The 14,356-nt window shown below is 50.1% G+C and carries 12 protein-coding genes; 11 read left to right on the top strand and 1 reads right to left on the bottom strand.

Annotated features, from left to right (window positions below):
• Nucleotides 1-409: 409 nt before the first annotated feature.
• From AAH187_RS03485 to AAH187_RS03435, 11 genes are all read left to right on the top strand, one after another.
• Entirely contained in the window at nucleotides 410-3,436 is a 3,027-nt protein-coding gene (locus AAH187_RS03485) for a DUF2309 domain-containing protein (RefSeq protein WP_342347044.1), read from the top strand.
• A 486-nt stretch (nucleotides 3,437-3,922) separates the two neighbouring features.
• On the top strand, nucleotides 3,923-4,414 hold the full coding sequence (locus AAH187_RS03480) for a Na+/H+ antiporter subunit E (RefSeq protein WP_342347043.1): 492 nt from the start codon (nucleotides 3,923-3,925) through the stop codon (nucleotides 4,412-4,414).
• Entirely contained in the window at nucleotides 4,414-4,680 is a 267-nt protein-coding gene (locus tag AAH187_RS03475) for a monovalent cation/H+ antiporter complex subunit F (protein WP_342347042.1), read from the top strand. The genes AAH187_RS03480 and AAH187_RS03475 overlap by 1 nt, the downstream gene beginning before the upstream one ends.
• Entirely contained in the window at nucleotides 4,681-4,980 is a 300-nt protein-coding gene (gene mnhG / locus AAH187_RS03470) for a monovalent cation/H(+) antiporter subunit G (protein WP_342347041.1), read from the top strand.
• The gene (locus AAH187_RS03465; protein ID WP_312645978.1) at nucleotides 4,977-5,510 is read left to right on the top strand and encodes a DUF4040 domain-containing protein; all 534 of its coding nucleotides are present in this window, start codon (nucleotides 4,977-4,979) and stop codon (nucleotides 5,508-5,510) included. Before mnhG ends, AAH187_RS03465 begins: the two co-directional genes overlap by 4 nt.
• Nucleotides 5,507-5,956: an MnhB domain-containing protein gene (locus tag AAH187_RS03460; RefSeq protein ID WP_342347040.1), complete on the top strand. Its 450-nt coding sequence runs from the start codon at nucleotides 5,507-5,509 to the stop codon at nucleotides 5,954-5,956. Before AAH187_RS03465 ends, AAH187_RS03460 begins: the two co-directional genes overlap by 4 nt.
• Nucleotides 5,946-6,326: a cation:proton antiporter subunit C gene (locus AAH187_RS03455; RefSeq protein WP_342347039.1), complete on the top strand. Its 381-nt coding sequence runs from the start codon at nucleotides 5,946-5,948 to the stop codon at nucleotides 6,324-6,326. Before AAH187_RS03460 ends, AAH187_RS03455 begins: the two co-directional genes overlap by 11 nt.
• Nucleotides 6,323-7,792 (top strand): proton-conducting transporter membrane subunit, encoded by a 1,470-nt coding sequence (locus AAH187_RS03450; protein WP_342347038.1) that lies wholly within the window; start codon nucleotides 6,323-6,325, stop codon nucleotides 7,790-7,792. Before AAH187_RS03455 ends, AAH187_RS03450 begins: the two co-directional genes overlap by 4 nt.
• A gap of 30 nt (nucleotides 7,793-7,822) precedes the next feature.
• Complete coding sequence (locus tag AAH187_RS03445; protein WP_342347037.1) at nucleotides 7,823-10,000, top strand: NADH-quinone oxidoreductase subunit L; 2,178 nt, start codon at nucleotides 7,823-7,825, stop codon at nucleotides 9,998-10,000.
• 138 nt (nucleotides 10,001-10,138) lie between these two features.
• The gene (locus tag AAH187_RS03440; RefSeq protein WP_342347036.1) at nucleotides 10,139-11,647 is read left to right on the top strand and encodes an NADH-quinone oxidoreductase subunit M; all 1,509 of its coding nucleotides are present in this window, start codon (nucleotides 10,139-10,141) and stop codon (nucleotides 11,645-11,647) included.
• 481 nt (nucleotides 11,648-12,128) lie between these two features.
• Nucleotides 12,129-13,208 carry an OmpA family protein gene (locus AAH187_RS03435; protein WP_342347035.1) on the top strand — a complete coding sequence of 360 codons (1,080 nt, stop codon included), beginning with the start codon at nucleotides 12,129-12,131 and terminating at the stop codon, nucleotides 13,206-13,208.
• 155 nt (nucleotides 13,209-13,363) lie between these two features.
• Here AAH187_RS03435 and AAH187_RS03430 read toward each other — a convergent pair.
• A partial coding sequence (locus AAH187_RS03430; protein ID WP_342347034.1) for an SLC13 family permease occupies nucleotides 13,364-14,356 on the bottom strand: 993 nt, incomplete at its 5' end.

Genomic DNA, 14,356 nt, shown 5'->3' with positions numbered 1-14,356 from the left:
AGCGTATTGTTCCTGTGAGGTCAAGAAGAGAACGGACTTCTCCTCGAATGCCTGAGGAGGGTGGTCACCGTGCTGGTTTTGACCTTGATCGTAAAATGGGTTTGTCGGATCGCTTGTATCATTCATCAGGTGATTGAGATAGGCGATTGAATAAGCCAACCAAGTGATCTCCTGAGGCTAGCAAGAGGAGACGTCCCTCGGTTGGCTTTTTTATTGTCAATTGAGTTAATTGAATGCTGCTAAATTAACTGAAATCTAATGAGTTGGGTGCATGGTCTTGTCAGGTTTTCCCTTCTGCCATTTCACCCTGATTCGCGTTATTTTATCCAGTAAGAGCACAAATGGTTTCTCTAGACTTTGATTTGAGGATGGTAGACGTCCGTGCTCTTAAAAAAGTGGAAATGGGCCAATGAGCAAACTTGAGCAAGATCATTCATCAATGACGAATTGGAAATGGCTTCGAGAAATCGTTGATGAGGCGTGTCAGCCCATCGGGCCGTATTGGCCGATGAAATCGTTTGCCTATTACAATCCCATTCGGGACCTTGAACATTTACCATTTGCCTGTGCGATTGAGGAAGCGAATCAGTTGCTGGGCGCCAAGGGGTTTTTGCCTGGTGAAGAGTATCGTCAATTCGTTCATCAAGGTCGAATCACTCTTTCGGCCATTGACCAGGCCCTTGGGCGCGTAGGACCTCCCCTCCCTTCTCGAACCACGATGCAGGTTGGTGACCGTATCATTCATATCCAAGATGTCTGGCGGATTCATGCCGTTTACGGGATTGAAGCCTTACCTACTGCGTTACTGCCGTGGACCCTGGAACTAGAAGGTCTGAGCACACGATTTCGATCCGATCTTCCGGAGGAGTCTCGAACATCCATTATTGACCGAACGATTCGTGAGTGCGAGAAGTGCCGACATGATCCGGAATCGGCCTATCTGCACAACCTCTGGAAAAGTTCGTTGGCGACATGCCAATTGTTTGATCCTGTGTCGGGATCGGGTTCTTTTCATGCACCTGATCTCAATCGGAGCTCTGATTTATCTAGAAAAGAGGCCCATTCCGTCACGGTTGATTTACCTAAAGACCGAACGCTGGGTGATTGGCTAGACAGTGAGACGGGGAGCGCGCTGGTTGAGACCATCAATACGCACATGATCAAATGGATTGCGGCATTTGTTGACGAAGGTGTTGCGGGATGGAGTATGCCTTCAAGAGATAAGGGGTTTTTTGCTGCATGGCGAGAATTGGCCGGGGGGGATCTCTCAGGCAGATTTCTCGGGATTCCGGATCTCCGACAAAAAATTCGCGAATTGTCCGACGCACCGGAAGAGATGTTGTGCAGGCATCTTCAGGATCTCAATATCCCGAAGGGACGTTGGCAAGAGTATCTCTCTCGTCATTTAGCTCAATTGCCAGGTTGGTCAGGGTTTATCCGCTGGCGTGGAGACCATGCCGGGTATCCTGCCCAACAACACTATCCCATCGATCCTGTGCAATATCTGGCCGTCCGGCTCTTTTATGAATCGGGAATGGTAGAGGGACTTTGCCAACGGGAATGGGGCATCAAAGGGTCGTTATCTGCACTCCTGGCCTATTGGAACGAACATGGTAAGCATGAACAGGAGTTGAGTTTTTCTTCTTCTCACGCCACTGATCCTAATGATTACGCGGTGTGCCATCAAGCTTGGCGGATTTTTCACCTGGCTCAGTTTTTGGAATTGTCCCCAATTGAGGTACACGAATTGTCTTACAGCGACATGTCAACCTTGCTGGAATGGCTGGATCTCTTTCCTCAATCGGCACATGGACCGGTTTGGCTTGAAGCGTATGAGTACGTCTATCGAGAGTCTTTGCTGAGGAAGATCAGCGGACATCGGGTGGTGGCACCTATTGCTAATGAGCGGCCTCGGGCGCAAGGGATTTTTTGCATCGATGCCCGCTCAGAGTCGTTTCGTCGCCATCTTGAGGCTCAGGGACCGTATGAAACATTTGGGTATGCCGGATTCTTTGGTGTGACCATGAGTCATGTGGCATTTGATAGCCACGACCACTTGGCTTTGTGTCCAATTTTGTTGACACCAAAAACGGAAGTGATCGAAGTTCCGCGAATGGGGCAGCATGAAAGGGTGGAGAGCTATCTTTCCGGGACCAGGTGGCATCAACTCAGTCATCACCTCTTTCATGATCTAAAGCACAATCCATTTGCCTCCTTTATGCTGATTGATGTGCTAGGAATGTTTTTTAGCGTCGGGTTGGTAGGAAAAACGCTCTTTCGAACCTCCTTCGATGCCGTCAAACAGTCTTTGCAGCAGTGGTTGGGGAGCACCGTTTCCACGCATATTCCTGTTACGCCTTCAGGTGATCACGAGCAGGAAAGGCCGCGTTTGGGAGAACTGACGCAAGGTTTCACCACATTGGAGCAAGCGGCCTTTGTGGAGGGCGGATTGCGTGTGATCGGGCTCACGAAAAGTTTTGGCCGTTTTGTGATGGTCTGCGGTCATGGAAGCCAATCCGATAATAATCCCTATTATGCGGCACTGGACTGTGGCGCATGTGGAGGCAGTCATGGTGACCCGAATGCTCGTGCCTTTTCGGCTATGGCCAATAATCCAGAGGTCCGGCACATTCTGAACGATCATGGCCTGGTCATTCCGGAGGATACCTGGTTTCTTCCCGCCAAACACAACACCACCACTGATCGAGTGATGTTGTATGACCTTGTCGATGTTCCTGCTATCCATTTAGAGGAATTAGGACTGTTGGTGAAAGACTTGGAGCAGGCTGGTACACATCAGGCATTGGAACGATGCGGGCGAATCCCCGGCGCTCCGACAGCGGTGTCTCCAAATGCAGCGTTTAAACATGTCAGGCAACGGAGCATGGATTGGGCTAATTCCCGTCCTGAATGGGGATTGTCGGGGAACGCGGCCTTTTTGATTGGAAGGCGGGCTCTTACCAAGGGTCTGGATTTGGAAGGCAGAGTCTTTTTACATTCCTACGACCCTGGCTCAGATCCTGATGGGAGCCTTCTTGAAAAAATCATGACCGCACCCCTCATCGTGGGTGAATTGATTAACTTAACGTATTACTTTTCGGCGGTGGATCCTTGGGCCTATGGGAGTGGGAGCAAGGTCATTCACAATATGGTTGCCGGAGTTGGGGTGATGTTAGGGAGCCAAAGTGATCTGCAAAAAGGCCTTCCCCTCCAATCGGTAAATGATGGGGCGCGGCACTATCATGAACCCATGCGCTTACTCGCCATCATTGAGGCACCGCCGGATCGAATACGGTCCATTATTCAGAAGCACAGGTTGCTTCAGCATGTCTTCCATAACCAATGGATGAATGTCATAGCGTGTGATCCAGAGTCCAGAGGCTTTTCACGGTATCTCTCTGATGCAACTTGGGAACCGGTCACGGTTACAATTTGATTTCACGATAGGAAGGAGAGTCTTTTTACCTTTTGCCGTGCTTTGAATGCCTGAACGAATATCCACATCATCTCTGATGAGAGATGTTAATTTCCTAGGCTTTTCGATTCCACCTAGAGGATCCAGTGGTCCTAAGTAGGTTGGTCAAAAGACTCCAATCGAACCTAACCCTTTGATTCGGAGTTGTGGATGGAAGAGGGTGCCTGGTATAAGGTCAGAGGCTTGCAGGGTGTTGAAAAGGATGAGGCTCCTCTTTGTATTTGGCGAAGACCGAGTAGGGAGAGTGGGAGCATCCGGTTTTCCGAAACATCATATACATCATGGCCGTAGGGTTCCCAGCATTTTTTTAGTTCCGCTAGGCTGGAGACAGTACATGCCAACCAGGTTTTTTGAATACCTCATTCGAAAAACATATGGTTGGCTTTTTTTTTACCTTATCGGATTCATTGAGTCGAGAAGTTCAGATTTTGGTGAGAATAGCCCAGGATGAAGTCTTCTTATCCGAAACAGTTTATCGCGAACACCTTGGCCCTTTTTGGTGTCTGGCTTGTGTTATCAGGGAAGTACGACAATTTTCACCTCGTACTTGGATTCATGGCATCTTGTGGAGTGGCGTGGTTAAACACGGGATTCCCTCATTCTCCCTTCCATAATTTCCCATGGGTTCGTGTCGTCCTGTACAGCCCCTGGCTCTTTCTTCGGATTGTTGAGAGTAGTCTGCACTTGACGAAACTCATTCTGAATCCCTCATTACCCATTAAGCCCACACTCATTACCTATCGGTCTCATTTAAAGCATCGGGGTGCCATCGTTCTGCTTGGAAATTCTGTGACCTTGACGCCTGGCACCATTACCGTTGAAGCCAACGGCAATACATTTCTGGTGCATGCGATAGATGAGACAGCAGCAAAGGACCTCACCACAGGCCGGATGGAGCGCAAAATTGCCTGGGTCTTTCAGGAAGACACGAATCACTGATGATTGATTTTTTTCTGTTTTTATTAATCACGTTGTCTTTTCTGATTCTCGTGTATCTGTACCGTGTGATCCAGGGCCCCACGGTATTTGATCGGGTATTAGGGTTGGCGGGAATTTCGACCAAAGCCATCATTCTGGGCGTTGTGATGGGAACAGTCTATGACCGTGTAGAGATGTTCGTGGATATCTCCACGGGGTATGCGCTTCTCAACTTGGTTGGAGCATTTGCCATTGCTAAATTTCTTGAGCAACGAGGGACACCCTAAATGGTTGTTTTTGCCATCGGGTTAATTCTAGTAGGGGTATTTTTCCTGGTTGTGGCTGCGATTGGCACGCTACGCCTCCCCGACGTATTTTCGCGATCCCATGCCGTCTCCCTGACTGATTCCCTGGGCGCCATTTGCGTTCTCGCGGGCCTTGCTTTGTACCAGGGATTCGGGATCAATATGCTGAAGATCCTGGTCGTTCTGGTCTTGCTCATCCTTTTAAATCCGGTCATTGCTCATGCCACCATTCGAGCGGCCTATCGGGCTGGCCTTAAACCTCAGACGAAGGAAGACCCATGATGTATTCAGTGAATATTGCTTTGCTGTTACTCCTGGTTCTGACGGCAGCCAGCGCAACATTTTTGGTCAAGGAATTGATGAGTTCAGTGTTTATTCTCGGGTCGTATAGTTTCTTCCTGTCCCTGGTTTGGGCTTGGCTGGGTGCGGTGGATGTGGCATTTGTGGAAGCCGTGATTGGGGCCGGGTTGGGCACCGTGTTGTTTCTCATCACGTTGTTTGATACCGCTCCCAAGGATAGCCGCCTTCGTCGTCCCCCTCCTCCTCTGGCAGGAGTGCTCGGGCTGCCCTTGTTGGGCCTTCTGTTGTTACTCGCGGCTAATGATCTTCCTCAGTTTGGCGACCCGACCTCACCGCCCAACGTGCATATTTCTCCTGTGTACTTACAGAATAGCTATGCGGACACGCTCACGCCGAATGTGGTCACCTCGGTGCTGATGGACTATCGGGCATTTGATACGTTGATTGAGACCGTGGTGATATTTACGGCCGGCATTGCCTGTGCGTTGTTATTAAGGGAGCCAGGCTCATGAAACAGATCCATGACAGCATCATTGTTCAGAGCATGAGTCGCATGCTCATTCCTCTGGCCCAGCTGTTTGCCATTTATGTCTTGTTCTTCGGCCAGTATGGCCCGGGAGGAGGATTTGTGGCCGGCGTCATTTGGACGACCAGTATGATTCTGACTTTTTTGGTGTTTGGGCTGAAGTCCCCTCAGGGGCGCCTGGTAGAAAAGGCGTTGCATGGCGATGGGATTGGATTGATTATTTTTGTGGGAGTGGGTGGCTTATGCCTCATTGGAGGTGGGGAATTTCTCAACTATGCCAATTTGGAAATTCCGGGTTTGGATGCTCCCGCACGTCGGTACATGGGGATTCTACTAGCACAAATCGGCGTGGCCGTAGACGTTGCGGTGACCGGTATCTCTATTGTTCTCAGCTTGGCCTATCACGATACCGAGCAGGAGTATGATGTTTGAGTTGATTGGGGGGTGGCTCCAGCGCCCCAACTATATTGCCTTCGTGCTGCTGTTTCTGTGGGGCATCTATATTATGGTGACCCGGTACAATCTGGTGAAAAAACTCATCGGGATGTATCTCATGCAAACGAGTGTGATTTTTTTCCTCGTCACGACGAGTGCCAAGCGAGACGCTACGGTGCCTATTTTGCTCTCCACTACGGAAATTATTCACCCTGAAGTCTATGCTAATCCTCTCCCTCATGTTCTGACATTGACGGCAATTGTCGTGGGTGTTGCCACCCTGGGAGTATCTTTGGCCCTGGCCGATGCCATTTATAAAAAATACGGCAGCCTGGACGAAGAAGAAATTCTCAAAAGGATGGAATGACGCGCCACCTTCCCGTAATCCTTTTCCTTTTACCTCTCGGTTTAGCCATTTGTCTGCCATTAATCGGTGTCAGGCGTCGTGAGTGGTGCCGGCCACTAGCGATTGGTGTGCTGGCTGCGATGGTCGTGGTCTCCTTCGCGAATCTGGTAGGAGTTCTTCAACACGGGACCATTCATTATGACTTTGGGGGATGGGCCGATCCGGTCGGGATTGAGTGGGTGGCAGACGGATTGGCCAGCGTCATGACCGTGGCTTTAAGTCTTGTCGGATTGGTGTGTATCACCTTCCTTAGTTCTGTCTTGTTTCCTTACCTCGGTAGCCGGATTGTCCCGTTTTATACGCTGGTGTTGTTATTGATCGCCAGTCTGACCGGCATGGTGTTTGCTGGAGATCTGTTCAATCTTTTCGTTTTCTTAGAAGTATCCGCCCTGTGTGCTTATGCCTTAGTTGGGTTAGCTGGCGGGAAAGCCCTTGTCGCCGGGTTCCGGTATTTAATTCTCGGCACGTTCGGAGCTTCTTTGTATCTCCTGGGGGTAGGATACTTATATGCTGAAACGGGTACGCTCAATATGGCGGATCTGGCGCAGCGGGTGCCACCCTTGGTGGGCTCCAAGGCCATCGCTGTCGGTGTGCTTTTTATGTTTATCGGTTTGGGCATCAAGATGGCGTTGGTGCCGCTCCACGGATGGTTGCCGGATGCCTACACGTATGCTCCTGACCGCGTTTCACCCATGCTGGCTTCGTTAGTGACCAAGGTCGCCCTCTATGGATGGATTCGTATTATGTTTTGGGTGCTCGGAGCCCATGCGGTGATCTACCAGATCCGCCTTCTGATGTTAGTGGGAATTCTTGGGGCAATTGCAGCCTTGGTTGGCGCATTCCTGGCTTTGTCCCAGACAGAAATTAAACGCATGTTTGCGTATGGAGGGCTTTCGCATATCGGGCTGGTGCTGGTGGGAATTAGTCTCGGGAATCAAACAGGTTTTGTCGGCGGAGTCTTTTACCTCTTGAATGATGCCGTGATGCAAGCGGGATTGTTTTTCTGGGCAGGGGCGATTATTCATCTGTATGGGGTTCGCACTATTGAGGATCTTGTGCGATTGCAAGGAGGAGCGGGATGGATGTCGGTCGCCCTGGTGGTCATAGCCCTGTCGATGATTGGAATTCCTCCGACAGGGGGGTTCTTTGGAAAATGGTATATCATTCTTGGCGCGGTGGAAGCACAGAACTATCTTGCCATTGCCGCAGTCCTGATTGCGACTCTGTTAACTCTCGCCTACTTTCTTAAGTTATTTGAAAGGGTGTTTCGTGACCGGTCCGCTCAGCAGCCTCCTCTCATGCGTGAGATTCCGTTGGCGGTGCGAATTAGTCTCGGTGCAATGTCAGTGGCGGTCATAGTGTTGGGAGTGATGAGCGACCACATTGTCAGTTTCCTCCTCAAAAATGCGGTTCCACCAGGGCTTTAGCTGGGTTAGGCATATGGTGATCTCCTGAATATGACATTCCTCATCCTTATTCCTCTCCTTCCTCTGATGGCCGCTCTGGTTCTCGTGCTGGGGAAGCCCTGGCTGGGCGAGCAAGGTCATAAGGTCGGGATCCCGGCTATGGCTCTCTCCTTCGCTTTTTCCACCATCGCGTTTGCTCACGTGGTATCGGACGGGGCCTTTTCCATCCCCCTCTATCGACTGATCAAATCGGGTGACCTGGTTGTTGATTTGGGTCTCTACCTCGACCAACTCACGGTGTTGCTCCTGCTCCTGGTGACCGGTGTGAGCAGCGTGGTGCATGTGTACGCGTCCCGTTATATGATCGGCGATCCCCGGTATAACCGGTTCTTTGCGGTTATCGCGCTGTTTACGTTTTCGATGATCATGTTGGTCATGAGCAATAATCTACTCATGATGTTTGTGTTCTGGGAGATCATGGGTATCTGTTCCTATTTGTTGATTTCTCATTGGGGTGAGCGTCAGTCATCTGCTCAGGCTGCGACCAAGGCCTTTCTCGTGAATTCGGTCGCAGATGTGGGCTTAGGTTTCGGGGTCATTCTGACCTATTCCACTTTTGGAACACTGGATATCCAGACGATTTTAGCGGAAGCCCCATCCATAGAGGGAAACACCATCAACCTGTTCGGCTGGCTCGGGCTGGACGTTCCCATTCACATCCTCACGCTCATTACACTGTTTCTTTTCTTGGGAGCCATGGGGAAATCCGCACAAATGCCCTTCCACGTCTGGCTACCCTTTGCCATGGAAGCGCCTACGCCCGTTTCGGCTTTGATTCACGCCGCGACCATGGTGAATGCAGGGCCCTTCTTGTTGGTTCGCATGAGTCCCCTCGTGATACTTTCGCCTGAAGCCATGACTGTCATTGCGGTGATCGGGGGCCTAACGGCCCTTTTTGCGACTCTGGTCTCCCTGACTCAGGTGGATATTAAACGCATGCTGGCGTTTTCCACTATTGGTCAAATCGGTTTTATGATCATGACCTGCGGAGTGGGGGCTTTTGTGGTGTCTATTTTTCATATGCTGGCCCATGGCTGTTTGAAGGGATTTTTATTTTTATCGACCGGAAACGCGCTTCGTTTGGTTGGATCTCATGGACATGAACCAACTTCATTTTCCGCACATGTCCCCTCAACCCATTCCTTGTGGCCAATCGTATCAGGGGCGTTGCTGTTAGCCTGTCTTCCCCCCTTCCTCATTTTTTTCGGACCATATGAACAATTGTGGATGATTCAACCGGGATCTTCAGCCCAATGGACCTTTTGGATTTTGGGATTTTTGACGGTATTTTTTTCCGCCATGTATGTCATGCGAGGTGTTCTGCTGTTGTTTCACCAACCTCTATCAATCGCCTATGGAGATAGAATGGGAAGCCAGGCCATGCAGCCTCGTTTCTTTTCCCCCATTCATCTTCTGGGAATCTTGGCGATCATTGGAATCGTCGGAAGCCTGTTACTGATCTTGTGGAGTTGGTTTGCCGAATTTCTGTCGCCGGTCGTGGGACATCGTATGCCGTATATTCCAGAAAATCCTTCGAGGGGGTCTGGCATGCAAGGTATTCTAGCCTTTGCCGTGGCTGTAGGCGGTATCGCGGTCGGGTACTTTTCCCTAACAAAATTTTCCGGATCCTGGTTTCAACAATCGGAAATGGGCAAGCGTTGCTATGTCCATTTCCTGAATAAATTGTATTTCGACGAAATGTACGAGGCGTTTGTTGTGGTGCCCTCCCTCCGGTTTGCCCGATGGCTCTGGCGGGTTGTCGACCGGAAAGTGTTTGACGCCCTGATCATGGGAATCGCAAATGTGTCGGTGTTGGCGGCGAAATGGATGTGGCGGGTGGTGGACCTTCGCGGGATTGACGGGCTGGTAGTGGGTTTGGGTCGAAACAGCGTAGGAATTGCCGGGTGGCTCTGGCGGGTGGTGGATCTTCGTGGTGTCGATCGGGTCGTGGTGGGTATCGGGCAACGTAGCCTTGGTATCGCCAACTGGCTATGGAAAAGTATCGAGATCAAAGTTATCGACAAAAATGTGAATCGTGCCGGGAATCAAGCAGAGACCACAGGGAGTTTGATGCGGGAATTGGAGCCTCGCACATTACAGCACCACTTACTGGTCATGATTTTCTGGCTCATTTTAGGCATTGGGGTCTTATTTTGGTATGTGGTGTGATTCTACATGGAGCTTCTCAGCAATCTTGAGAAGACGAGTTGGGCATGGATAACAACGGCATTGGGTCCGAAAGAAAAAGGATAAGACGTCTTTCATGTCTTGGTGGTGTCATGATCGGCATGTCAGGAAGGGGAGACTATGAACACGATCTTTATTGAACATCTTTTGAGTGTCATGATTGCCATCCCGTTTGTGGGCATTGCGATCATCGCCTGTATTCAGGATCAGGAATGGATTCGGCGCGTGGCACTCGGGTGTACGCTGGGAGATGGTGCTCTCTCACTGGTGCTAGTGAAAGAGTTCGATTTTTCCATTCAAGGCATGCAATTTGTGGAGCGGATGGCATGGATGCCGACCTTTAATATTCAATATGCTGTCGGTGTGGATGGGATTAGTCTGCTCCTGGTTTTACTCACGACTCTGCTCTGCCCGTTTTGCGTGCTCTGCTCCTGGCAATCGATTACCACTCGTGTACGCTCCTTTATGGCGATGATTCTGTTGGTCGAAGGGGCCATGATCGTGGTCTTTACCGCTCTGGACCTGTTTTTGTTTTTCATGTTGTGGGAAGTCACGATGATTCCCATGTATTTCATGATCATTCTGTGGGGTGGTCCCCAACGCATCGCCGCCGGCATCAAATTCGTCTTGTACAGTTTGTCAGGAAGCCTGATTTTACTCTTGGCAATACTCGGGTTGTATGTGGAAGGAGGGCGGACATTCGATATTTTAGCGTTGGCAGAGAATACGTATTCTCCTGACGCCCAATTTTGGATTTTTCTGGCGTTCTTCCTGGCTTTTGCCATTAAATTGCCCATGTTGCCGTTTCACACATGGTTACCAGATGCCCATTCCGAAGCCCCCACTGCCGGGAGCGTTCTTTTGGCAGGGGTGCTCTTAAAAATGGGTGGGTATGGATTTTTACGATTTTGTCTCCCTATGTTTCCCGAGGCCTCGGTGACCTTCGCCCCCTTTATTTTGTGGTTATCAGTGGCAGCTATTGTGTACGGGGGATACATGGCTTTGGCCCAGTCTGATCTGAAAAAGCTTGTAGCCTACTCCTCAATTTCGCATATGGGATTCGTGACATTGGGGATCTTCGTGTTCAATAACCATGGCATTCAAGGGGCCATCTTGCAGATGGTGAACCATGGAATAACCACGGGAGCCCTCTTTTTGGCTGTCGGTCAATTGTATGATCGGACCCATAGCCGGTCGATTCAGGATTATGGAGGATTGCAAAAATCGATGCCTCGGTTTGTGGCACTTTTTTGTCTGTTTTCGGTGGCGTCCTTCGGACTGCCTGGCACGTGCAATTTTATAGGAGAATTTTTGGTCCTGGTCGGAACGTCTTTTGAAAGCTATGTAATGGTGTTGTTGTCCATGGGGGGCATTGTCCTCGCTGCGGCATATATGCTCTGGATGCTCCAACGGGTGGTGTTGGGCCAACCTAAAAATTCCACCATTGCACAACTACCGGATCTCAGTATGCGAGAGCTGGCCACGGTGATCCCTCTTGCGGTTTTAATCTTGGGGATCGGCTTGTACCCGTCACCACTTATGGAAATGATGGATTCGAGCGTCACGCACTTGGCTCAGCATATGGCACAGTACCAGTTGGGGATGGTCCGCGAGGTGGCTCTTCGGTAAAAGACAAAGCTGGCAGCAGTCGCGACAGAGACGATACCTCCAGAAGAATTTATGCTAAGACAGCATGGTCCTTCTTAGTGAGCATGCGAGGCGATGATCAAGCTTCTTATCCCCCCAATCCCTTCATTCTAACATTACCCCCCTCTTCATTTTTCCACATAGATCCCTTGTGAATTGAAACAATCTCAGTTGTGGCCCTTGGGAAATTTTGAAAGGCCTTTCTGACGTCTTTGACCAATTTCCGCAGTGTTCTTCCTGTTTTCTCAAGTGGCCTATCAAAAATGCCGAGAATAATCTTCTCGGCTCTCTGCGGTGGTGGAGGAACCTTCCAGTCACTAGGGGAAGGATGAGTCTGGCACCCAGAAGAGTAGATCAAAATAATTTTGGCTTAAAGTTACCAATCAGTCTTGAATCCTCAGGTTTCATTGATTGCCGGAAAGCTGAGGTGAGGAGAGGCAGTAAACGTGGAGGAGCAGGCACCATGAAACTGATCAATATTTTCCTTGTAGCTGTGGCGTGTATGGTTGTGGTCGGGTGCGTGAGCCAGCAATCACATGAACGTGCTCTTCAAGAATACGAAGAGAGCCAAGAGTCCACCGCTGTGGAACTTGAACGGTTGCAGCAGGCTGTTGAAGCGAAGCAATCTGAAGTCATACAGCTTCAAGAAACCAAGATGGCCCTGGAGCATACCGTTGAGGTGCAAGACCAACTTAAAGAGGAACAACTAGCCGCGGTTCAACAAGAAGTCGAAGCGCTGTATACACAAATCCGGAAACTCGGAAACGCGGAAGGAGTCGGTTCTCTGCCCGATCCTCTTTTTGGGGGAGAGCCGGTGGATTTCCATGATTTGAGGGCCGCACTTACAAAAATCAGATCGGGTTTGGATGGGCAAATTGGCCAGGTGTCTCACCTTCGTGAAGAGAATAGGGTGTTGGAGAAAGAACTCTCGGCTTTGGAAGCTAGGCTCAAGGAAGTGGAGCGATTGAAACATGAGTTGGAATTGGTCCGAAAAGCCCGGGAAGTTCAGGAAGCGCAACTGGCGAAGGTCAAATATGAAGTGATCACAGTCGGAGAAGAGATCGATCGCATTACCAAGGCGCTTGAGGACAAATTTGGCAAAAGCCTTGTAGTGACTCAACACCATGATCGATTAGTGTTGACCATGCTGGGGCAAGTCCTCTTTGAGTCCGGTGAGGCGGATTTGACTCCTCTGGGACTCAAGATCATGAAGCAGGTTGGCCAGGTGTTAGCCACCTTGCCAGGGAAAAGCATCCAAGTTGAGGGGCACACGGACAACCACCGCATTTATGGACAGCTGCAAAAACAGTATGCCACGAATTGGGAACTTTCAACTGCCCGGGCCACGACGGTATTGCGGTATCTGATTGAGCAAACCGGAATGGATCCCAATCAATTCTCAGCGACGGGCTATGCGGATAGACGACCGGTGATGCCCAATGAGACTGAGGAAGGAAGAGCCCAAAATCGTCGTGTGGAAATCGTTCTGTACCCGGAACGGGTAGTTCAGGATAATGAAACTGTTGCAACACTGGCCCCGTAATACCAACTGGGAACCACACAACAGTCGGTAAGGCTTCAGAAGTGGTGCTTCTGAGCCTTCGCATTTTCATTTCTCCCTACAATCGAGTTGTTGGTCCCTCTTGCTGCAGAGGTGCCATTTCTTCTCACCCAGCCACTATCTGATTTCTCCAACAATTAATGCGTTGCCGGTTCTGGGGGATTGCCGGAGCCACTCAGGCTATGATGTTGAATGAGTCCGGTATCATATAAATATGATGTCGCCGGATCTAATAAAAAATACACGGCAAACAGGCCGACACTCGCCATGGTCAACGTATAGGGAAGCGCCATCCAGACCATTTTCCCATAAGATAAGCGGATAACCGGAGCCAGTGAGGAGGTTAATAAAAATAAAAATGCGGCCTGTCCGTTTGGCGTCGCCACACTGGGGATATTCGTGCCGGTATTAATGGCAACCGCCAAAAGGTCAAATTGGTCACGGGTAATGGTGCCCGCCTGGTAGGCGCGGAGCACTTCCTGGATGTAAACCGTCGCAACAAAGACATTGTCGCTGATAGCCGAAAGAATGCCATTGGCCACATAAAACATGCCGATTTGTTGCGATCCCTCTAAACTTAATCCATATCCGATAATGCCCGAAAACAGATTCTGGTCCTGGATGACGGCCACAATGGCGAAAAAAACGACGAGAAGCGCCGTGAAAGGAAGCGCTTCCTTGAACGCCTCTCCAAGTTGATGCTCATCGATAATCCCGTTAAAGGCGGTGACAAACACGATCACCGTGAGTCCGATAATTCCGACCTCCGCCAGGTGAAAGGCCAAGGCAATAATCAACCAAATGCCGGCAATCGCTTGAATGATAAGCTTCGCCGTGTCCGCGGAATCTCGTCGTTTCTGTTGTTCGGTTTCGAATTCCACCAAAATGAGGCGAACGGGATCCGGTAGTTGAAAGCCATAATCAAACCATCGTAATTTCTCAACGAGGATGCAGGTAAACAATCCCGTGGCCAGGACCGGAAGCGTCACGGGAGCCATGCGCAATGCGAACTCCAAAAATTCCCAGCCGGCTTTTTCCGCGATCAATAAATTTTGGGGTTCCCCTACAAGAGTACAGACTCCGCCTAATGCTGTCCCAACCGCTCCATGCATTAATAAATTGCGAAGGAA

This window comes from uncultured Nitrospira sp. (genome assembly GCA_902500695.1).
Lineage (GTDB): Bacteria > Nitrospirota > Nitrospiria > Nitrospirales > UBA8639 > Nitrospira_E.
The sequence above is the reverse complement of the archived record's forward strand: the minus strand, read 5'-3'. Positions and strand labels throughout refer to the sequence as shown.